The sequence below is a fragment of the Treponema bryantii NK4A124 genome (genome assembly GCF_000421345.1).
Lineage (GTDB): Bacteria > Spirochaetota > Spirochaetia > Treponematales > Treponemataceae > Treponema_D > Treponema_D bryantii_B.
Window position 1 is genome coordinate 235,448 of record NZ_ATWV01000003.1, and the last position, 21,923, is coordinate 257,370.

Here is a 21,923-nt window from a genome sequence, read left to right on the forward strand (position 1 = left end):
CGTCGCTACGCTCCTCGCAATGACATTCTATAATTCTTCCACCACGAAACTGCCGTTTTCATTAAAGCTTATAGAATAATAGCGGTCGGGGCGGCAGGCTGAAAGGTCAATCGAAAATCTTGTTACAAGGCCAAAGGATGGCAGTCTGTATTTTCCTGTTGCAAAGGCTGCAATGCGGTATAGTTTTTTACGGTCACTCAGGCTTGAACCATATCCAAGCAGCATACATTGTCCGTAATCGTCATAATATTTTTCCAGCAGAGTTCCATGAGAACGTTCACGGCGTTCTTCGATAATTCTGTTTTTTCCGTAAATGCGGGAAGGAAAAACAAAATACTTTCCATCTGAACCTATACGTGCAAACTCCACGGCAAGGTAAGAACCGGACCAGGAGCGCTCAATTACTGCAATTTCATTTCCGTTAGAATCAATTATGGAAAAAGTTCCGCTGACTGTGTTACCTTCTGAAGCGTCTGAGGCTGCTGAAGTTGAAGAGCCGTAAATTTTAATCCGCAAAAATTCCTGGGGAATATTTTCATTCAACGAGGCGGTCGCGTTCCAGCAGGCAAGCACAGACCAGCAGGTAAAAACAAGGTAAGCAATAAGAATCAGCGTAAGTAAAGGAGAAAACAATCTTATAAAGTAGTTTTGTCTTTTCAAGAAATCTCCATTTTGTGGTTTCGATACGATGCTTCGCATCACTCAACCACCATATTATCCGAGCAGCTCCAGGAAAGCCTTCTCATCAATAACAGGAATGCCAAGCTTTGCGGCCTTTACGTTTTTCGATGAACCGCTTGTGGTATCATTTGTAACAAGGTAAGACAAATCCTTTGTAACTGAAGACTTTATCGAACCGCCGTTTTTCTTTACCAGCTGTTCCGCATCGGCCCTCTTCATAGTTATAAGCTCGCCTGTAAAACAGAAAGACTTTCCCGCGAGAAGCCCAGCTCCTGCCTGCTCAAGTTCAATAGTGCCAGAGTCAACAAGCTGCCGCATCTCACCGGCATTTTCAGCAAGTCCTTCTACTATTGTATGAGCCATAATTTCTGCAAAACCGTAAACAGAAGCAATCTGGTCTTCGTTAGCAGCAAGCAGTTTTTCAAGCGAATCAAAACCTGCCCCTATCAGTTTTTCTGCAGAGGTCTCACCAATTCCTTCAATATCAAAAGCACCTATAAAAGTTGCAAGGCGCATACGGCGGTGATTTTGAATTGAGTTATAAACCTTTTCTGCTCCCAGCGACTTCTTATCAGCTTCCATGCTTTCTTCATTGAGAAAATATGGAACAAGGTCTTCAACCTGCAAGGTATAAATATCAGAAATAGACTTAAGGCGGCCATCCTTAAAAAGCGAAGTAATAAGAGTTTCCCCAAGGTCGCGGATATCAACTACCTGCTGATATTTCAAAAGCTGATGGAGAACCCGTTTACTGCAGGCCTTGTTAGGACAGAATAAACGGCTTCCTTCATCAACAAGCTGAGTTCCGCAAACTTCGCAGATCTTTGGGAATTCCACAGGCCTTGTTTCCAGCCCCTTCTCTTCAACCACACCTTCAATCTTTGGAATGATTTCACCACGCTTTACAACTACAACGTGGCTTCCAATCTGAACTCCAAGCTTACGCAGTGTATCAGGATTTGCAAGACTTGCCCTCTGTACCCGTGTGCCGTTTAATTCAACTTCATCAAAAATTGCAACTGGTGTATAGGTACCGCCGTTTATGCTCCACTCAACCTGACGCAATGTTGTTACTGCTTCTTCAAGAGAAAACTTAAAGGCAATCTGATGGTCAGGGCGGTCGCGGCTGGCGTCGGCAAGATTAATTACACGTTCCTTGATTACAAGTCCATCAATATCATATTCCAGAGCAGCCCGCTCTTCCATTACCTTGGCACGGTAAGCAATTACCCGGTCAGGAGATTTGCAGATTACAAGCTTTACAACATTAAAGCCGCAGTCCATAAGCCAGCGGATTTTTTCTTCTTCGTTTGTAAAATAAGATTTACCGTCAGTAGAAAGGGCATCGTAAACAATAAGCTTAAGATATTCGCTGCCCTGTCCGTCCTTACGCTTCATAAGTCCATTTGCAGCATTACGGCAATTTGCCTTGTCGGGGAAATAAGTTTTATGCACTGAATGGGTCATAATTACTTCACCCCGGATTCCGCCTGTAAATGGCACAAGCTGGCCGTCTTTATAAATTGCGGCATTTACCCCGCCCATTTTGCGGGCATTGGCGGTAATGTCGTCGCCAATCGAACCGTCACCACGGGTAACTGCCCGCTTAAGATAGCCATTTTCATATTGAAGCTCAAGCGAAGCACCATCGAGTTTATATTCAACAAGATATTCGTCGTATTTATGCTTTTCTGCCCAGGCCAAAAACTGTTCCGGGTTTGCGGCCTTTTCCTGGCTTCCCATTGGCATTACATGCTGTACCTTTGCAAAGTTTCCAGAATCGGCTCCTACCCGGTGGAGTATGGGGTTAGCCGGGTCTAACTGCTTAAGTTCATCCCAAAGCTTATCAAATTCTGCATCGCTTATTTCGCCTTCGCCGTCGTAGTAAGATTTCTGATAGCGGGTAATGAGGTTTTCGAGTTCTGAGATTCTCTGAGATTCAAACAAGTCCATATAATACCTTTTACAAGGTGGTTTCGATACGACCTTCGGTCTACTCAACCACCGGAATCACACTTTTTCAAAGTAGAGCTCAGTTATGCTTCTGTCTGCCTTGAGGCCCTTGCGCTCAAACTTTGTCTGAGCCCGCCATGGCTGAGGCTCTGCAAAGCCTTCATATTTATTTTTCAAATGCTCAGTCTGACGAAGTTCTTCAAGAGCAAATTCGGCATAATCAATAATATCAGTAACAAAATAAAGGTAACCGCCTGGAGCAAGCTTCTGGGCAAAAAGATTTGTGCGCGGACGCTGAACCATGCGGCGTTTATGATGACGTTTTTTAGGCCATGGATCCGGAAAGAAAATATGAAAGCCGTTTACTGAATTATCGCCAATCATATATTCCAGAACCTCCAGGGCATCGTATTCAATTATGTAAAGATTTTTTAGTTCCCTCTTCTGGATTTCTGAAAGTACTTTTCCAACACCAGGAGTATGTACTTCAATACCAAGATAGTTAATGTTTGGATTTGCTTCGGCCAGGGCCACAGTTGCGTCTCCCATTCCAAAACCGATTTCAATTACAATAGGATTTGTGTTTCCAAATACATCTACAAAATTTAATTTTTTGTGTTCGAAAGGAATACACCATGAAGGTGCAAGTTCATTATATGCGCGTTCCTGAGCAGCAGTCATTCTTCCTGCGCGCAAAACATAAGTTTTTACTTCTCGTCTTAAACCCGAGGGTGGTACTGCTTCGGCCTGTTCGCCTTCTTCTACATTCTGGACTGGAGTCTTATTTTCCATTATTTTTCCTTATTTATATTATTCTTGATCAGCCATTTCAGGAGTTACAGGTTTTTCAGGTTCAATACATAAAACTGTTCCGTTTGCTGCATACCAGATAACCTGATAGTATTCTGCTTCTTTATATCTGTTCCAGATATCGCGGGTTGTTTTGAGTTCTTCGGTTCTGTCGCCAAAATAAATCATTATATGCTGCTTATCATATACAGCAATTTTTTCAATTCCGCGTTTTTCTGCCATATAATCTGCAAGACCAGACAGAAGTACATCATAGAGTCCAAGATCATAATGAACATCAAGATTTACAGTACATTCTTTTTCGTCTGCATTAAAATATGTAATCTCATATTGTCCCGACGGGAGCTCTTCATTTTCCGGGGCAACCAGATTTGTACAGCCGGCCCACTGGAGGTCTTCACTTTCCAGCCTTGTAAGATTATCAGCTTCCCAGCAGAGACCTGTTTCAAGTGAAGTTATTCTTATTCTTTCATAACGTCTTACATCAGATGCTGAAGAAGCAAAAATTGAAAGACGGGCTGTCGGCGGATTATCTTCTCCATCATAATCAAATATTACGGAATAATCTGTTGTTGTAAGTTCCGGTGTGTTTTGAGAACATGAAGAAAATAAAAGGATTAAAGCCGCAGCAAAGAGAAAAAGTGTTATTTTTGTTTTAGAAAGCGTACTACCCATAAATTAGAAGTTGAAGTTGAGGTTGATGACTGTAAGATCTGAAGCAGAGAACTGATTAACAAGAGATTCAAATTTTACATTAACCTTCTTGCAGGCATCATCAAGATATGAAAGATAATACAAACCTAAGTCTGTTCCTTCCTGACCTTCCGGTAATTCTCGGTAGAAGTCAATAAGGGACTTTTTATTTGTATTAGAAGCCTTTGCAGACTCAATATTATCCTTCATTTCCTGGAACTCATCGTCCTTGTTGTAAAGTGTTATTGAAAGACGTCCCTGTTTACCAATAGAGGTTGAACCACCACCAAGCTTCCATGAAAGGAATACAAGCTCGTGTTTACGCTGAAGTTCCTGTACAATTTTTGCACGAACCTCAGGGTCAAAAATCAGGGCATCAATATCATCAATTCCGTGATACATGGTTTTTGCTTCTTTACGAATGTTGGTATTTTCGTTGTTAAGGGCAAGCTCCATTACCATTACGGAAATATATTCAGCTACCTTTGATTTATCCATATATGAAGAGAGGAGATTACGGATTGCTACATACATCTCTGCAGCCCCCTCATTCTTGGCAAACAATGTAATGATATACCAGTTCATAAGACCAAGACGGTTCATAAACTTTTCGGACATCAAAAGGTAGATATTCTTTTCTTCTGAAGAATAGTCATTATTAGACATAATAGACTTCCAGATCGGGTCAAGAATCTGGCGTCTTGTATTTTGAATTGTAGCTTCTTTATTCTGAAGGATTGAACGAAGCTGACGTTCAGACATATTTGTTCTTTCATCAATAAGATGAGAAGGATTAGCACGGTTGTGTTTGCGAACACACTCACACTGAATTAAAGCAGCGTAAACATCGCGGTCAAACTGTTTATAAAGCAGGGAATAAACAATAACTTTAGACAAATCCATTACTTCCTGGCGGGAAGAAACGAATTCAGACATAGAAATTTCAATTTTTGATATATAATCCAGAAGAATCATACTCTGGATAGACTGTGGAGAGAACTTATCAAGAGAGATTCCGTATTCTTCGACATTATCGGCCAGACGGAAACGCAAGAGTTTTTTATTGTGACTAATAAAATTGGAAGCTCCATCCTCTGTCAAAACAACTTTGAGTGGCAACTCCAGAATGAATTTCTTATCCGATCCCATATACCCTGCTAAATGCAAATCTTTTTTTATTTTTATCTATTATACACGATAGGACTTGCATTGTAAACAATAAAAATTTAAACTGAAAGTGATGAAAATAAGACAAATTCTGTGCAGCATTCTGATTCTTCTTTCCTCCTCTTTTGTTTATTCAAACAATAAGAGAGCTGCCGGCATAGAATTATGTTCTCAGGTTCATACTTTCCTCAAAAAAAACGGTTTTTCACCCTCTACACAAAGCCTTGTGGTATCTGGTGAAAACACATTTCCTTATAATATTATCGTCACATTTGCCCCGGAACAGAACACTTCACCGGAAAATTTAATTCTTGTTTTTTTTCAGGAAGATATTCCGGACAATCAGGAAATCATACTCAAAACTTTATCTGATATCAGGGATAAAGCATATCCTTTTACCATAACAGCCCTTTTCGCTTATGGTGAAAAGCAGCTTCTTGAAAAAGCAGATATGATTTACGGAACTCAGGTTTATCTCGAAAGCCTTAATACAAACCTGTCTTACACTGCTGTAATTTTTGACCTGGAATGCGGTAAAAATGAGATTGAAACGACAGCAGAAAGGCTTTCTTCTCCACCACTTCTCATAAAAAATGCAATGAACATTTACAAAAGCAATGACATAGAAATAAACTATCCGAAGATTATTCTCAGTCAGCTTTCTTCCTATAATTTTATTTCAAGTCCTGTACTGACACGTTTTTTTTCCTACGAAATACCTGCAATCAAACTTTCACTTGGAAATATTTCTGAAGAAAAAGATCTTGAAAGCAAGACAAAAATTAACGTAATTTCAAACTTTGTTGAGCTTTTCTCAAAAAATGCGGACACAAGCTGGGAACATCACTTTTTAATCATAAAACTTTTTGGAAGTTATCATACTGTGTCTGAAAAAATGATACTGCATATTGTAATTCCAACAATTTTCCTCTGGCTTCTTTTTATCTTCATACTTATTTTTGTAAACCGCAGATTAAAAAAGCATACCTGGTATACAATCGGAAAAATCTGGTGGTCTGTTCCCCTCTCTTATATTTTGATTACCTGCGGCTTTTTCCTTGGAGGAATCTTATTCCGTAACATTTCTACTGATGCCACTTATGCAACAAAGATTTACGGCAGACTGATTTTCCAGATAAGCATTTCTCTGCTTCTAACACTTTCAGCCTATCTTATTATTCTCACCCTGAACAATGCTTTTACAGAACGGGCTGTTGATTACCTTCTTGTCATAAGCTGTTTTATTAATCAGTCTCTTTTTATTCTTGCAGATATTTCTCTAAGCCCTATTTTTATCATTATCTGCCTTCTTTCTCTGCTGGCACTTACTGTAAAAAATAACTATCTGCATTTTGCTTTATTTCTGCTTATGATACTGCCTCTTGTACCCTATGCAAACCGAATGATAAATACAGCAAACTTAAAATATCTTTCTGATTATCTTTCTACAAAAAAAACTATTGATTTTATAATTCCTCTGGTTATATATCCGATTTTTATTGTACTTTTCAGAATTATTACCTGGATAAGAAGCAGCAGTAAAAAAATCAATTATGTAATAATTTCAACAATCATTATTTTTACAGTTATTACTGCTTCACTCTCACTTTTTGGTTTTATCCGTACAAAAAGTCTTAATAAAAAACAGACTCAGCCTTACGAAATTAAAATCAACCCAAACGGCAGCCAGCTTATTCAGCTTTCGGTAAAGGACAGAAATGTATTTGATGATATAATCCGTACGGTTGATGTTTCCCTGGAAAAGGACTGCATAATCTGTGATATTCTCATTACTACCGACAATCTAAATCCGGTTTTATATTCTGATAATGACTACACAAATCCTTCGGTAAACCAGGCCCGCTTCAGCATCCCTAATAATCCGCCTAAGGAAATGTCTTTCAGGTACGGTGCCGCAAAGGTACCATGTAAAATTACGGTATCTGCTGTTTATAGAGACGATGATTCAGGAACCTTTCAGTTTATTAGCCGTTCCCTGGAAACTGGAGCTGACTGATGGCAAATAGCGACAAAGCTTTACACTGGTATCTTCACGTAGATCTCGATGCTTTTTTTGCCTCCGTTGAACAGCTGGACAATCCGGAGCTTAGAGGCAAGCCTGTAATAGTCGGTGGAAAACCAGAAGACCGGCGCAGTGTTGTTTCTACTGCCTCTTATGAAGCCCGTGCCTTTGGAGTTCATTCTGCAATGCCAACCTTTCAGGCCTACCGGCTTTGCCCTCAGGGAATCTTTGTTCATGGCCGAATGCATCGTTATGCTGAACTCTCTCATCAGATAATGTCAATCTTCCGCGATTATTCTCCGGATGTAGATCAGATGTCTATTGATGAAGCCTTTATAGACCTTACCGGTACCGAAAAACTTTTCGGGCCGCCGGAAGAAACTGCCCGTGCAATAAAAAAACGGGTAAAAGAAGAAACGGGACTTACTGTTTCAGTTGGTCTTGCAAGAACTAAATATCTTGCAAAAATTGCTTCTGGTCTTTCGAAACCTGATGGTTTTTATCATATAAAAGCCGGAAGTGAAGAAACTTTCATGCTGAACCTTCCGCTTAATAAAGTATGGGGACTTGGTCCAAAGTCTCTTGATTTGATTCGCAGCAAGGGATTTAACACAACCCGCGATATTTACGAAAAAGATTACGACACCCTTGAGTTTTTGTTTGGCAAAAACATGGCCGGCTTTTTATATAATGTTGTAAGAGGCATTGAAAAAGAATCCTTCAGCCGCGAAACCAAATCTCATTCCATAAGCGCGGAAACGACCTTTCCTTATGATCTTACAGACATATATACAATTGAAACTGAACTTCTTGAACTTGCCCACGGAGTTTTTTTCCGCCTGCTCAAAGAAGAAAGTTTTTCGCGGACTGCTTTTGTAAAAATTCGTTATGATGATTTTTCTACAGGCACGGTTCAGGAAACAGTTGAAAGAAACATCATAACTCTGGATTCGTTTTTTGAAATCATAAAAAGACTTTTTGAAAAGCGTTACCAGAAAGGCCGGGGCATAAGGCTGCTGGGAGTCGGCTTTGAAAATATAGTAAAAGAAGAAAAGCCTTATCAGCAGGATTTATTTTCTTCAAACAATGACGAAAAAAAACAGGCTGTTGAAAAAGCCATTCTTAAACTTTCAAAAAAACACCCGGAGATAAAAGTAAGCAAGGCAAGAACCTTAAAGGCCCTGCTCTTTGTTCTTTTAATCCCGTTTACAGCTGGTAAATTACAGGCAGAAGAATTTCTTTCTTCAGATGAAGAAAAAGAAGCTCCTGTTTTTTTATTTGATTATGATATCAACGATAAAAATCATGTGGATTTTTCTGCCAGCGGATTATGGAAAGCAGAGCTTACAGGCGGACTGGACTTCAGTTTTGGAAATGATACTGATTTTGGTTTTGCAGCTGTTTTGCCGGTTTTTAAGCAGGAAACCGACATTTCCATTCTGCTTACTTTAAATAAGAGCTGGTACTTTGAAGCTGCCTTTGCCGATGAGTTTACACGAAACACATTAGCCTTCGGCTATAATGGAAATGGAATCATAAGAAACTTCCGTCTTGCCAACAGAGGCATAACAATGCCGCAGGGATATTCTGCAGAGCATTTCGGCTATTCGCTCCGGGGCGGAAACAACCAGGCGCCGGGCATGTCCCTTCATCTTCTTTCTCCATCCGAAAAAATGCAGGCAGACTTTCTGCTTCGTTATGATATGACAGAAAGCAAAAGCGAAATCTATTACGGAATGAATAAAGTTTCTGACCTTACAATTCCAGTTGAAAACTTTGCATACGGCCGGCAATTCCATTTTCCGGAGGCATCTGCCCTAAAGTTAAATGAAATAAAAAATGTTTATGTTGAAGATAAAGCAGGCTCATACACAGATACCCGTGGCCGCCCTTTCCGACGCCTGCGCAATGATGAATACGCCGTAACGCAGAACTACCTCTACCTCAGTCAGGAAGCTGAAGGTGACAAAAATGCAGACGGAGATATTCCCTCAATTCTGCTTACCTTTACATCAGTCTCAGGACCATCACAAATAATTTCTCAATGCGGCAGCTGGGACCAGGAAAAAACTTTCTTTGGAAAAATCCAGAAAGAACTTGGAAAAGGTGACCGCTATCAGATAGAAAATTTTGTTTACGAAATGCTTACGGAAATTGATGGAGAAGAAGCCCTTATAATTCAAAATTACAAAGGTTTTTCTCCCTTCTTATGCCCTGTAATTTATGATTTCGGACAAAAAAAAGAAGCAGACTATCTTGTAATATCAAAACAATCAGAAGTACCAGTTACAAAATACAAGGCAGGCGAAGCAGACGAAATCTACACCTCTTTATTTGAAAACTTTTTTGATTCAAAAATCAGCAGCGCTTCTATTACAAATAAAGATGACCCGCAAAGCATATATCCTTTTGCAGAAGACTGTCCGGAAATATACCTGAACCTTCCCCACAATACCTCTCTAGCAATCCGGGCAAGATCTTATTCACCGGTAAAAGAAATCCTTATTTCAAAAAAGGCGGCGGCTGGAACCGTTCAGGTTTATAAAAACGGAATTCTCTTAAACGGAACTGAATTTAATGAAAACACAGGCGTTCTTACATTAAATACCCCTGTCTCAGACACAGACCAGCTGCTCATTACCTGGCAGGAAGAAAGCACCGATTTTTCAAACGGAGCCTTTTCAGCTGCGGCCGGAATGAAGATTAATTTTTTGCCGGAGCTTTCTGCTGATTTTTCCCTGACAACAAGACAGCCTGTGAATCAAAAAGATTCATATATCGAAAAGGGAATTCAAAAAAACAGTTTTACTGCCTTTGCCAGCGGAATAACTTATGAAAAAGATAACCTTACCCTTACTGACAAAAGTTCAGTCTCGCTTTTAAATGACAACACATCAGACGGCCTTTTATTGTATTCCTGGCAGGATCTGATTGACGACTGGAATGAAGAGTTAGAGGCAAATCCTGATTCTAAAAGCCTCATACCGGAAAAATCAAATACAATAACTTTTTCTCCTCAAGATTTTTCTGCCTATAAAAAAATCTCTATTGATATTGATTTCCGTGATGATGATTCTTCTGAAAGTGACAGGCTTCTTTCAGGCCCCCTTACCCTGATTCTTGACGAAGATACCGGAAGAGCCGTAGCTGGTAATGAAGCTCTTTATCTTTACATCAAAGACACTGAACTTGCAGGTCTTACAAAAGCAATTCACAATATTACAATTTCTACAGACAGTGAAGAAGTCTGCATAGACGGCATAGTCCTTCCGGAAGATTTTTATACACTGAATATCAACAAAGAAGTTTTTCCTTCAAGACTTACCATTGAAAATCAAAAATGTCTTGTTGAAACACTTGCATATAAAGAAGCCTCTTATTACGGCACTGTAAGAAATTATTTCGCAGCCGACTATAAAAAAGAAGGTGCTCTTATAAAGGCCGGTGATTTTGAAGTTCTTAAAGACCTTCATCTTGGCTTTTTATCTGACCAGGGAAGCGGTAATTTTTCTGCCCCGGATCCTTTTGTAAATGCAAAAACTCTTGCAGGAATAAGCCTTGGAGATGTAGAACTTTCGGCAGACCTTGCAGTGCAGGATCTTACGGAGAATGCAGAGCTTTCGGAATCAGGTCACGGAATAAAAACAGGCAGAGACCTTTTTCTTTTTAAGATTATTTCTCTGGAAGACAAGTACCGTTTTAAGCCTGCTGCAAATGAACTTAGAAAAGAAAATAATTTTTCTCTTGATTTCAGTCCTGTAAAAGTTCCCTTATCAGGATCTTTTAAGAGCTCGGCTTACAACACACAGTATCATGCTAAAGGAGATTCGAGTCTTTCTTTAGGCTATGTTCAAAAAATATCAGAAGGAAATGCCGGCCTGAACATAAAATATGATAATTCCCAAAAACTCCTGCACACAGAAAAAGAAAACATTCCGTCTTCCTATATGGAAGGCTGGACAGATATTTCAAGTCTGGAATTTTCCAGCGGTGAAGCTGATGCTGCAGAAAGAACTTCCCTCTGGTCTTATGTCTTAAATGCTACTGCTCCTTTTACCCCTTCACTCACCTTTAAGCCTAAGATAACTTATGAGCTTTCAGACAAGTATTTTCTTTCTGATGATAAAAGGGATTCCATAACTCCTGCTTTTTCGGACAAAGAATTTATTTCCCTGCTTTTTCCTTTCACAACAGAAAACAGATTTTTCAGCTTCGAAGTTGCAAGAACAGGCGGCGGTACAAAAAACATAGCCTGGGGTGGAGATTATAAAACTGATGCTCAAAACCTTTATGGTCTTCAGGACCAGAGAAGCTGGTTTTATTCAAGCATTCCTTTTTATGAACTTTTTGATTCGAATTTAAAAGATAAAATTACTCAAAGCTATGCCGCAAAATATGAAGGTAACTTCAGGCGTACTTTATATAATTCAAAAAAAGATATTTTCATACCTTCAGCACTGACTCTTGCAGTTACCCGTGAAATAAACAGTCTGCCGCCGGTTGCCGATTTATATCAGTTTAAGGCTGTAATAACCAACAACTCAATAAACAATTTTGGAAGCAAGAGTAAGGACAAGCTGTTTGACTGGTTTACCCAGGAAGAATTAACAACAAGACTTTCTGCAATTTTTAAGGTTCCGGCTGGAGAGCCCGAAAACTTTAAGTTTAACATTCAATACTTTTCACAGCTGCTTTTATTCATAAGTGAAAAATCAATTCTTTCTGAACAGGTGAATTTTTCAATTGAAGACCTTGCAAACTGGGATGTAAAGGATACAATTACTTATTCAAGGCCTTCAGCAACAAGTCTTATAACTGCTATGGCACATCTTTTTCTTCCTTCTGTAAAAAGCAGTATGTACACAATTACCAGAAAAGACAGTTTTACAATAAGTGTTGGCCGCATAGAAGCAGAGCTGCAGCAAAAATATTCATATAATCATTTTGTAGAAGTCGGCTTTCTTGAATACTACTGTATAAATGCAGGTCTGGAAGGCACCCTTATCATCAACGAAAAACTGGCAGACAGAATTAATTTAAGTCTGACAATCGGTGCCAAAGCTGAGTTTGAATAATCTTTAACTACTGGAGCGGAGCAAAATATCCGGTTTCGTCGCGGCCGCTTCGGTTCAAAAGATAAACCTCGGCTTCCAGAGGAAGATAATTTGTTCCAAAGTTAGTAGACATTGCAGAGGTGTATGAAAGCTGGTAGATTCCCTGAGGAAGCTCAATCATATCTTTTACAAGGTCACCTAATCCCTGTGGTCTGAATACGTAATAAATATCTCCAGAAGTACTGTCGGCAACATAGGATAATTCATCTCCAAGAGCTCCCTGATCAAGCTGAATTACAGAGAAAGCAATGGAGTTATTGTTCATATAGCAGGAAAGCTCTGCAAGATTGTATTTTTCAAAAGACAAAGAGTTACCAGAACCTGCAGTAATTAAAACAATACCGCGTTTTTTTGCCGCGTTGATGAGGTCATTGGCAGCAAGACGAATTGCAAGATCACAGGCCGCAGATGAAGTGGTTTTAGTTTTAAGTGCTGCAAGACTAAAATCCCCCAGCGCATCAGGCTTACCAACATACTCCACCGCAGGGATAGCACCTGCCGACACTATTCTAAGTATACCGCGCCCCTTCATAGAAGCCGCAACTTCCTTTACACTGCTTTCAATTTCCGCACCATGAAGCGCTGTATTTACAGAACGGTCAATGATTATGGTAATATCGGCATCGGTATTATTCGAGGCGGCTCCCAGCATCTTTAATTTAGATACAGGCCGCATGTTTTCTGTAAGGTAAAAGTTTTCTTCCTGAAGGCCTACTACAGGCTGACGGTGGCGGTTTTCTACACGGAGCTCTACAGTAACATTCGGGAATTTGGAAGCATCAATCTGTTCAATCTGTACGAATAATCCGCCTACCAGCTCCTGAACCTTAGACATAACATAAACTTCATTAGCCGTGAAATCAGTTACAATAAGGTTTCCGTTCACATCCGGACCGGCTGCTGTTACCCGCGCCGGAGCATTACCTGTCCTTACATATTCAAAAAGAGCACCAGACTCTGAATCTACCGAAACAACACGGTTAGAATCGCATACAATAAGGCTGCCGTTTTTGTATTTAATTGATTCAGGCTTTTTAAATGTTCCGGGTTCTACCAGTTCACGGATAAAGTTTCCGGCCCTGTCAAATTCATAAATACACTGGCGCTGGTCATCTGCAACAAAAACCTGTTCATCTGCAATGGCAATTCCTGTAGGTCCCTTAAGACCGGCAAAGTCTCCGCCAGGTCCGCCAAAAAAGAAAATGGCTTCCCCGTCTTTATCAAACACATCTATACGGCGGTTACCATAATCACTTACATAAATGCGTTCAAGATAATCCTGGGCAAGGTATAGAGGTCCTACAAGCTGGCCCTTTGCCCTTCCCTTTGAAGCAATATAACGCTCAAAATGTCCCTTTTCATCAAGCAGAGCCAGACGGTCTCCTGCATTTTCGCTTACAAGAAGCTTTCCGTCGTGGAGGCGCAGAATATCACTAGGGCGGTCAAAACCATTTAGCGGACCTTCAATGCGGTTTATTACTTTTCCATTCTGATTTAATAAAACAAGTTCATTTGTATTGTAGGCTGCAACCCACATAGTTCCGTCATAATTAGGCTGAACGGAAACAGGGCCGCTGAAAATAAGGTTCCCCTGGAATTCTCCGGGAAAGGCACCCGCCTCGGAAAAGCGCATAAGTTTATCTGTGGAGTCCCCCGTTACACGGCGCTCCCTTACAATTTCAATTTTATTTTCAAGCAAAAGACCGCCATAGCCGTTTTCACTTGCATTATTCCAGTAACTTAAAGCAGAGCCTTCAAGACCTGCCTTGTAATAGGCTTTTCCAAGCCAGTCCAGAATAAGGTTATCATCCGGCAGATATGCCAGGGCTTTTTCAAACTGAACTATTGCTTCGTTAAAGGCTCCCTTGTAGTAAGCCTGTACACCGCGCCTGAATTCTTCTGAAGCAAAACCTTCGTTACCGGTTCTTATTCTGTCTTCCGGAACACGAAGTCCCGCATCATCGGTCGTTACCTGACCATATAGAGCAGAAAGAGAAAAAAGAGCTGCAAAAAGTAAAATGGCACTTTTTTTCATCATTTTCATCGGCTAATGTCCTGCCTTAAGTCTTACGGATTTTATATGCTCTGCGATTTCCACATTCATGGTGTCTATCTGTTCTGCCTGCTGCAGATATTGCAAAGCGTCTTTATATAGTCCAAGCTTATAGTAAACCCAGCCAAGAGAATCCAGGCAGGCTGCAGATTTTGGAGCTGATTTTACGGCCTGCTTACAAAGAGAAAGTGCACGGGTTAAATCCTTTTCCTGACAGGCCAGTACATATCCCAAGCCATTCAAAGAAGAAATATTTTCCGGGTCTTCTCTTAAAGACTGTTCATAGTAATTAAGACAACGCTCTGTATCATTCTGCTCCCAGGCAACAAAAGCAATTGCCGCATAAACAGAAGCAGTCATATATCCTGTTTCCAGAAGCTTATTCAATTCAAAGTCTGCAAGGCGTTTACGTCCGGAAAGTGCATAAATTACTGCAAGTAAAAAGCGGCACTGAAGTACACGTTCAAAATTACCACCGGAGGTTACTACCTGTTCAAGGAATAAAAGGGCATCATCATAACGCTCAAGCTTAGTGTAGCAAAGCCCAAGATAATAAGAGACTTCTATTTTGTCTGCAGGTGAATCAGTTGGAAGCCCAAGAAAAAAAGCCAGAGCCTTCTTATATTGTTTCTGAGAATAAAGGTTCTTACCTTCATCTAAAATTGTGTTATTCTGCAATTTCCCCACCCTTTTATTATATCTATACTATATTACAACTTAAATTGCATACCGTCCACTATTTCTGCTGCAAGAGGTTCTGCATATACCCTGGAAATGGCAATATAGCCCTGCTTTACTACCCAGGCATCACTTGTTTCATCCGGTCTTGGAAGAGCGCCTCCCGGAACAAAATGCGATTCTGTAGTGCCTTTATTTTTTACAATTTTAAGTTTATCACCATAATCCCTTATACAAAGAGACTGACAGTATTTTATACCAAGATATGAATCTCTTGAGGCACCATTCACATTTACGAAAATACGGGGAACCTCAGTGCTTGCCATGGCAATCAGTTCTTTTAGATTTTTAGCAGCAAAGTCTGCAAGTGCTTCGTATTTCATTTTTGCCCGGCATTCCGGTGTCCATTCTTCCGGATCTACACTTAGAGCAATTCCAGGAACTCCATCAAGCACTGCCTGACGGGCCGCGCCACAGGTACCAGAATAAATAATATCTGTACCCATATTTGCACCTTCATTAATGCCTGATATAACTACATCAATTTTTACATTAAAAAGGTCGCTTTTAAGTCCTATACATACACAATCAGAAGGATATCCGGCACAAGCCCAGCGGTTTTTGCTGTCCTCATTCAGAATATTGGTGTTGTACATTGTAATATGATGTGAGACGGCAGATCGGTTGGAAGATGGGGCTACCATATAAAGGGCGTGTCCATCTTTTTCCAGCCTGTCTGCAAGAATATTTATTCCCTTTGCATTTATTCCGTCGTCATTTGTAAGCAGAATATTCATAAGGGCTCCAGTCTAATCCTTTACTAAAGAAGCACCATCTGCAGGCTCAACTTCGTATACATCCGGATGGAAGCCGAAAATCTTTTCAAACTCTGCAATTTTAGCCTTAAAGTTTTCCATATCGCCTTCGCGCATAATTGCATAAAGACAGCGGCCAAAGCCTTTACCGGTAATTCTTCCGCAGGTAACAGGATTTCTTACAAAGTCCAGATTAGGCTCCAGTTCATTTACACGCTTCAAAATCCAGTCAATTTCCGGGCAGGAAATATTAAACATATCCCTCATAGTCTCATGACTGTGATTTATCGAGCGGGCAAACTTAAAGAAGTCTCCTTTTTCAATACCTTCACGTGCATTAAGCAAATCATTATGCTCATAAAGCACCGAAAGAAGCTTGCGTCTTGCATCTTCTCCAACCTCAGAAAGCTGTTCGTTGATATCAGTTACATCGTCTATATAACGCCAGCCGCCATAAACATTAGGCTTTCTTTCCCTCATATCACCCATGATAAGTGCATACTGAGGTTCATGCAGGCTTTCTTCGTTCCATACCTCTACACGGGGAACCTTTGTATCAACCAGAAGAATCTTTTTATCTTCAAAATTAAAAGGAATGTAATCCCAGGTGTTTTTAAAGTGGTCTGTTATAAGAATATTATTCTTTTTTGCAAAAAGAGCTGTAAAATTATCTGCAATATAATTATTTGTCTGAAGGAAGCGTCTATTACCTCGCTCTATTACCTGCAGCAGCTCCATCTCTGAACAATTAAGGGTAAAAAGCTTTTTAATTGCCAGTGCACTTGCAGCCTTTGCGGCAGTGGTAATTCCAAAACCTGCCGAAGGAATGATTTCACTGTAAATCGTTATGTTCATTCCGCCCAGGGTAAAGCCTGCAGAAGTAAAGCCATATATAATAGCCTTTATTGCATTTGCCCAGCGGTCTTCTTTTTTAAGTTTTAATGATGTAATGCTTGCTTTTTTTCGTTCGTTAAGCTGATGGAAGTAGAATTTTACAGAAGTGTCATCTCTTTTTGATATTGCAACATAGACCGGCAGATTAACTGCCATAGACATTGTTTTATCTTTGAAAAACCAGGAATGCTCACCTATAAGATGAAACCGTCCCGGCGCTTTTGCCACTACATCGGGTTTATTTCCATATTCCAATTCGTGTGCATCATTTACTGCCTTCATTTATTGGACCCTCCCTTTATTAATTACCCTATTTTACCTTGAAATTTTTCAATGTATATTGTTAAAATAATAATATAATGGAATTGATTTTACAAGTTATTTTTTCTTCGGTTTTCTCAGGTTTTATGCTTTCGGCTGCAATTCCAAATGAATTCTATCTTTTCGGCTGTCCCGGCTATACTCTGGCAGCCTTTATTCCTTTATATATCATTTTCAATAAGATTAAGGATTTTAAAACTGCTTTTATAGCCTTTTTTATCCAGACCCTTACCACCCACCTGATTTCAAGCTTCTGGCTGGCTTATTTTAAGGATTTTGCAGTTTTTACCCTGGGAGCATCCGCTATAGGTACTGCCTGCATAGGTGGAGCCTTCGGACTTTTCTTTTTTATCCCGTATTACACTTCAGAATGTCAGAATAAGCTTAATGAATATTATGCAGGCATTAACTTTTTATCCCTTAAAACCATAAGACGTTCTCCAGTCTTCCGTATTCTTTACTTTGCGGTAATCTATACTCTTTATGAATGGGTAAAATCAGCCGGATTTCTTGGTTACCCATGGGGAACAGTTTCTTCTGCAATGTTCCGCTGGCCTTTATTAATGCAGACAGCATCCATAACAGGCACCTACGGCATAACCTTTATGATTATTATGTTTAACGCCCTTGCCGCAGAAGGTCTTATTCAATACTTTGGAAATTACAAACTGCAGAAAAGCAGAACAGAAGATACAATACAATGTGCAAAGTTATTTGCCGGACTTCTTTTACTCATGCTTATTCACGGTTTATATCAATATGATAAGCCCCGCAAACCGGTTAAAGAACTTACAACCATTACAGTTCAGCAGAACAGTAACCCCTGGAACGAAGAATCTGATAAAAACTCTATCCTGAAGTCTCAAAGACTTACAAAAGAAAAAATAGATGAACTGGAAATGGCAGGCCAGAAAGCAAATCTTGTAGTATGGAGCGAAGGCTGTCTTCAGCGGGCTTTCCCGAATTCAGAAGGCTTTTATTCATTCTATCCCTCTGAAAAATCACTTGCAGAATTTGTAAGGGAAATTAAAGTTCCCTGCATTTTCGGCGGTTCTGTCGTAAGAAAGGGAAAAACAAAAGAATACTTTAATACTTCAATTCTCTATGATGCTGACGGATATTACCGCGGCTATTATGCAAAAAATCATCTTGTCCCTTTTGCAGAAGCCCTGCCTTTTATGGAAATACCTCCTGTTCATGCATTTATGGAAAAGATTGTAGGTATTTCTGCCGGCTGGTGTCCCGGTGATCAGTATGTTTATTTTGATGTTCCATGCAGAATAACAGAAAACTATCGTCTTCCGGCCGTAAAGGATATAGACCTTACAAAAGACTATTACGAACAGAAAAAAGAGGATGGAAAACCATATACAGTACGCATTTCCACTCCAATCTGCTTTGATGATGCCTTTACTGACATTATGAGGCCTCTCTTTCTGAACGGAAGTGAACTTTTTATAAATATCACAGACGATTCCTGGTCTCTTAAAAAATCGAGCGAGATACAGCATTTTGTAATAGCCTCTTACCGGGCAATAGAATACCGCACTACCCTGGTACGTTCTGCTAATGCAGGTTACTCTGTAGTTGTAGATCCTGCCGGAAAAGTAATTGCAGACCTTCCTTTATTCGAAGAAGCAGCCCTTGCAAGTAATATTCCGGTATTTAAGAGAGAAATGACAACCTATGCCCGCTTCGGAAACTGGCTTCCATATCTCTGCCTCATTATTTTTGCAGCTTGTGCAGTATGGTCTTATTTTACATTTATCCCTTATGATTATATTCCGAGTGAACGTAAGCTTAAAAAATCAAAAAAAGAAGACAAAAAAAATAAAAAGAATTCTAAAAACAAAAAAATAGTCAAGAGCACAAGCTCAAAAAACGCTGATAAGCACAAAAAATAATTTTGTCAAGAAAAAAAGTTTAAAATAAATTCGCAGAATTTCCTAAAATTCACTTGAGTATCCATATTTAGTGTACTATGATGTAATTATCAGAACTAAAACGCTAGAAATAAAAAGTGAGAGGAAACAATGCGCTGCCCCTACTGTGGTAACATTGAGGACAAAGTCCTTGAGTCAAGAACGATGGTAAACGGTGAAAGTATACGCAGAAGACGTGAATGTCTTTCCTGCGGCTATCGCTTTACCAGCTATGAACGTATTGACGAAAAACCCTTTATGGTTATCAAACGCGACGGACGCCGTCAGCCTTATGACCGCCTTAAGCTGGAAAAAGGTATTGAACGTGCTCTTGAAAAACGTCCTGTTGCAACCTCTATGGTAGAACAGCTATCCAATGACATTGAAGATCTCGCAATTAAAAAAGGTCGTGAAAACCGTGAAATTTCTACGTCTGAGCTGGGAGAGTTAGTACTTGAAAAATTGTATGACATCGACAAGGTAGCATACATCCGTTTCGCTTCAGTCTACCGGCATTTCGAAAATCTCGATGAATTCATTACAGAAGTAAAGAACATAGAAAAGAGGGGAAAATCAAAATGAGTGATCAATCAATCTTTCCAGAATGGAGAAGCTTCCTTGGAAACAGCTCCGATTCAGAAACGAAAGGCTTCCTTAAGTCTGTAGTAAAGCGCTCTGGTGAAATCGCTGAATACGACAGAAGCAAAATCGAAGCCGCAATCGGCAAGGCTATTGAAGCCGTAGAAAAACGCAAGGATCCGGACAGAGCCTCAAAGCTTACAGACATGGTAGAAGAAAAACTTCGTCTTCTTCTTGCCGGTAACCGCGCACATTCTATCCCTGGTATCGAAGAGATTCAGGATAATGTCGAAAGCGTTCTCATCGAAAACAACGAAGTTGAAGTAGCAAAGGCTTACATCCTTTACCGTGCCCGCCACGAAGCAATGCGCGACGCAAAGAGTCTTATGATCGACATCAACAAGACTATGGACGGCTACCTTGCTCAGAGTGACTGGCGTGTAAACGAAAACGCTAACGTAAACTTCTCTCTTGGTGGACTTATCCTCCATAACTCAGGAACAATTACAGCTAACTACTGGCTTAACAATATTTACTCAAAGGAAATTGCAGAAGCCCACAAAACAGCCGCATTCCATATCCACGACCTTTCTATGTTCTCAGGCTATTGTGCAGGCTGGTCTCTCCGCCAGTTAATTGCAGAAGGACTCGGTGGTGTTCCGGACAAAATCACCTCAACTCCGGCAACTCACCTTTCAACACTTGTAAACCAGATTGTAAACTTTTTGGGAATCATGCAGAACGAATGGGCAGGAGCTCAAGCTTTCTCATCATTCGATACATATCTTGCACCATTTATCCGTGCAGATCATCTTACAGAAAAACAGGTTCGCCAGTGCATCCAGAGCTATATTTACGGTGTAAACACACCAAGCCGCTGGGGTTCACAGGCTCCGTTTACAAACATCACTTTAGACTGGGTATGTCCTGATGACCTTAAGAACAAAAAGGCTATCGTTGGCGGTAAGGAACAGGATTACACTTACGGCGACTGCCAGAAAGAAATGGATATGATTAACAAGGTATTCATTGAGCTCATGATTGAAGGTGATGCTAACGGACGCGGATTTGCTTACCCTATCCCAACCTATAACATTACACGTGACTTTGACTGGAACTCAGAGAATGCTAAGCTGCTCTTTACAATGACAGCTCAGTACGGAACTCCAAACTTCCAGAACTTTGTTAATTCAGATTTGAATCCTAGTGATGTACGCTCTATGTGTTGCCGTCTGCAGCTTGATAAGCGTGAACTTCGCCGCCGTGGTGGTGGTCTCTTTGGTGCAGACGAATTCACAGGTTCTATCGGTGTAGTAACAATCAACATGCCACAGATTGGTTACCTGGCTAAGAATGAAGAAGAATTCTACAAGCGCCTGGACTACCTTATGGAGCTTGCAAAGGAAAGTCTCTGTACAAAGCGTAAGGTTATTCAGAAGCTTTATGACGGCGGCTTGTTCCCATATACACGCCGATACCTCAAGACCCTTGTTAACCACTTCAACACAATCGGTCTTTGCGGTATGAACGAATGTTGTCTCAACTTCCTTGGAGTTGATATTACAGACCCTAAGGGCAAGGCTTTTGCAGAAAAGGTTTTACAGCATATGCGTGAGAAGATGCAGGACTTCCAGGAGGAAACAGGAGATCTCTTCAACCTCGAAGCAACTCCTGCAGAATCTACATCTTACCGCCTTGCCCGCCACGACAAGGAACAGTTCCCTGACATCATTACAAGTGGAACAAACGAGCCGTTCTATACTAACTCTTCACAGCTGCCTGTTGATTACACAGCTGATGTATTCGAAGCTCTCGACCATCAGGAAGCTCTGCAGACTAAGTATACCGGTGGAACAATGTTCCACATCTTTATGGGTGAAGCTCTTAAAGACTGGAAGAGCTGCGCAGACCTTGTACGCACAGTTGCAAGCAAGTATCGCATTCCTTTCTTTACTGTTTCACCAACCTACTCTATCTGTAAGGTTCACGGCTATCTCGTAGGACAGCAGTTCGAATGTCCTAAGTGTAAGGCCGAAAAAGAAAAGGCCCTTAAAGAAAAGCTTAAGGAGCTGGAAGCAGAAAGAGCAAAGGTTCTTGCAGAAAAGAACTAAAAAAGTAAAGAGGCATTAAAGTTTTTGAGGCTCCCTGCCGAAAATTCTAGTGTCTAAAGCATTGACAAAAGACTGTATCCACACTATATTTAGTGTGGGTGTGAAAATT

General features: G+C 40.3%; 14 protein-coding genes. 5 read left to right on the forward strand and 9 right to left on the reverse strand.

The features are described 5' to 3' along the window. Positions 1-27 precede the first annotated feature (27 nt). The 5 genes from G626_RS0104190 to G626_RS0104210 all read right to left on the reverse strand — a co-directional run bounded on the left by G626_RS0104190 (position 28) and on the right by G626_RS0104210 (position 5,286). Entirely contained in the window at positions 28-660 is a 633-nt protein-coding gene (locus G626_RS0104190) for a hypothetical protein (RefSeq protein ID WP_156003166.1), read from the reverse strand. Positions 661-714: 54 nt separating this feature from the next. Continuing rightward, positions 715-2,634: an NAD-dependent DNA ligase LigA gene (gene ligA / locus G626_RS0104195; protein ID WP_022931547.1), complete on the reverse strand. Its 1,920-nt coding sequence runs from the start codon at positions 2,632-2,634 to the stop codon at positions 715-717. Positions 2,635-2,691: 57 nt separating this feature from the next. Continuing rightward, positions 2,692-3,315 (reverse strand): tRNA (guanosine(46)-N7)-methyltransferase TrmB, encoded by a 624-nt coding sequence (trmB, locus tag G626_RS15370; RefSeq protein WP_231365103.1) that lies wholly within the window; start codon positions 3,313-3,315, stop codon positions 2,692-2,694. A 129-nt stretch (positions 3,316-3,444) separates the two neighbouring features. Next, positions 3,445-4,119, reverse strand: a complete 675-nt coding sequence (locus G626_RS0104205) for a hypothetical protein (protein ID WP_022931549.1) — start codon at positions 4,117-4,119, stop codon at positions 3,445-3,447. A gap of 3 nt (positions 4,120-4,122) precedes the next feature. Next, complete coding sequence (locus G626_RS0104210; RefSeq protein WP_022931550.1) at positions 4,123-5,286, reverse strand: hypothetical protein; 1,164 nt, start codon at positions 5,284-5,286, stop codon at positions 4,123-4,125. A 91-nt stretch (positions 5,287-5,377) separates the two neighbouring features. Here G626_RS0104210 and G626_RS0104215 point away from each other — a divergent pair, with 91 nt between their 5' ends. Beyond that, positions 5,378-7,321: a hypothetical protein gene (locus G626_RS0104215; protein ID WP_022931551.1), complete on the forward strand. Its 1,944-nt coding sequence runs from the start codon at positions 5,378-5,380 to the stop codon at positions 7,319-7,321. After that, positions 7,321-12,402 carry a DNA polymerase IV gene (gene dinB / locus G626_RS17830; RefSeq protein ID WP_022931552.1) on the forward strand — a complete coding sequence of 1,694 codons (5,082 nt, stop codon included), beginning with the start codon at positions 7,321-7,323 and terminating at the stop codon, positions 12,400-12,402. Before G626_RS0104215 ends, dinB begins: the two co-directional genes overlap by 1 nt. 7 nt (positions 12,403-12,409) lie before the next feature. On the opposite strand, the gene G626_RS0104225 is transcribed toward dinB, so the two are convergent. Genes G626_RS0104225 through G626_RS0104240 form a run of 4 tightly spaced genes read right to left on the reverse strand, consistent with a single transcriptional unit; the run spans position 12,410 to position 17,163 of the window. Then, positions 12,410-14,485, reverse strand: a complete 2,076-nt coding sequence (locus G626_RS0104225) for a hypothetical protein (protein ID WP_022931553.1) — start codon at positions 14,483-14,485, stop codon at positions 12,410-12,412. A gap of 3 nt (positions 14,486-14,488) precedes the next feature. Continuing rightward, positions 14,489-15,172 (reverse strand): tetratricopeptide repeat protein, encoded by a 684-nt coding sequence (locus G626_RS0104230; RefSeq protein ID WP_022931554.1) that lies wholly within the window; start codon positions 15,170-15,172, stop codon positions 14,489-14,491. Positions 15,173-15,204: 32 nt separating this feature from the next. Next, positions 15,205-15,969: a 5'/3'-nucleotidase SurE gene (gene surE / locus G626_RS0104235; RefSeq protein WP_022931555.1), complete on the reverse strand. Its 765-nt coding sequence runs from the start codon at positions 15,967-15,969 to the stop codon at positions 15,205-15,207. Positions 15,970-15,981: 12 nt separating this feature from the next. Then, complete coding sequence (locus G626_RS0104240; RefSeq protein ID WP_022931556.1) at positions 15,982-17,163, reverse strand: galactokinase; 1,182 nt, start codon at positions 17,161-17,163, stop codon at positions 15,982-15,984. Positions 17,164-17,240: 77 nt separating this feature from the next. Between G626_RS0104240 and lnt the strand changes: the two genes are divergently transcribed. The 3 genes from lnt to G626_RS0104255 all read left to right on the forward strand — a co-directional run bounded on the left by lnt (position 17,241) and on the right by G626_RS0104255 (position 21,814). Beyond that, positions 17,241-19,106 (forward strand): apolipoprotein N-acyltransferase, encoded by a 1,866-nt coding sequence (gene lnt / locus G626_RS0104245; protein WP_027726973.1) that lies wholly within the window; start codon positions 17,241-17,243, stop codon positions 19,104-19,106. Between the two features lie 129 nt (positions 19,107-19,235). Continuing rightward, complete coding sequence (nrdR, locus tag G626_RS0104250; RefSeq protein WP_022931558.1) at positions 19,236-19,706, forward strand: transcriptional regulator NrdR; 471 nt, start codon at positions 19,236-19,238, stop codon at positions 19,704-19,706. Then, positions 19,703-21,814: a ribonucleoside triphosphate reductase gene (locus G626_RS0104255; protein WP_022931559.1), complete on the forward strand. Its 2,112-nt coding sequence runs from the start codon at positions 19,703-19,705 to the stop codon at positions 21,812-21,814. The genes nrdR and G626_RS0104255 overlap by 4 nt, the downstream gene beginning before the upstream one ends. Positions 21,815-21,923 lie beyond the last annotated feature (109 nt).

Bases quoted from the DNA above. Each gene is read 5' to 3' on its own strand.
- ligA (WP_022931547.1), bottom strand. From the start codon at position 2,634: ATGGACTTGTTTGAATCTCAGAGAATCTCAGAACTCGAAAACCTCATT.
- trmB (WP_231365103.1), bottom strand. From the start codon at position 3,315: ATGACTGCTGCTCAGGAACGCGCATATAATGAACTTGCACCTTCATGG.
- G626_RS0104205 (WP_022931549.1), bottom strand. From the start codon at position 4,119: ATGGGTAGTACGCTTTCTAAAACAAAAATAACACTTTTTCTCTTTGCT.
- G626_RS0104210 (WP_022931550.1), bottom strand. From the start codon at position 5,286: ATGGGATCGGATAAGAAATTCATTCTGGAGTTGCCACTCAAAGTTGTT.
- G626_RS0104215 (WP_022931551.1), top strand. From the start codon at position 5,378: ATGAAAATAAGACAAATTCTGTGCAGCATTCTGATTCTTCTTTCCTCC.
- dinB (WP_022931552.1), top strand. From the start codon at position 7,321: ATGGCAAATAGCGACAAAGCTTTACACTGGTATCTTCACGTAGATCTC.
- G626_RS0104225 (WP_022931553.1), bottom strand. From the start codon at position 14,485: ATGAAAATGATGAAAAAAAGTGCCATTTTACTTTTTGCAGCTCTTTTT.
- surE (WP_022931555.1), bottom strand. From the start codon at position 15,969: ATGAATATTCTGCTTACAAATGACGACGGAATAAATGCAAAGGGAATA.
- G626_RS0104240 (WP_022931556.1), bottom strand. From the start codon at position 17,163: ATGAAGGCAGTAAATGATGCACACGAATTGGAATATGGAAATAAACCC.
- lnt (WP_027726973.1), top strand. From the start codon at position 17,241: ATGGAATTGATTTTACAAGTTATTTTTTCTTCGGTTTTCTCAGGTTTT.
- nrdR (WP_022931558.1), top strand. From the start codon at position 19,236: ATGCGCTGCCCCTACTGTGGTAACATTGAGGACAAAGTCCTTGAGTCA.
- G626_RS0104255 (WP_022931559.1), top strand. From the start codon at position 19,703: ATGAGTGATCAATCAATCTTTCCAGAATGGAGAAGCTTCCTTGGAAAC.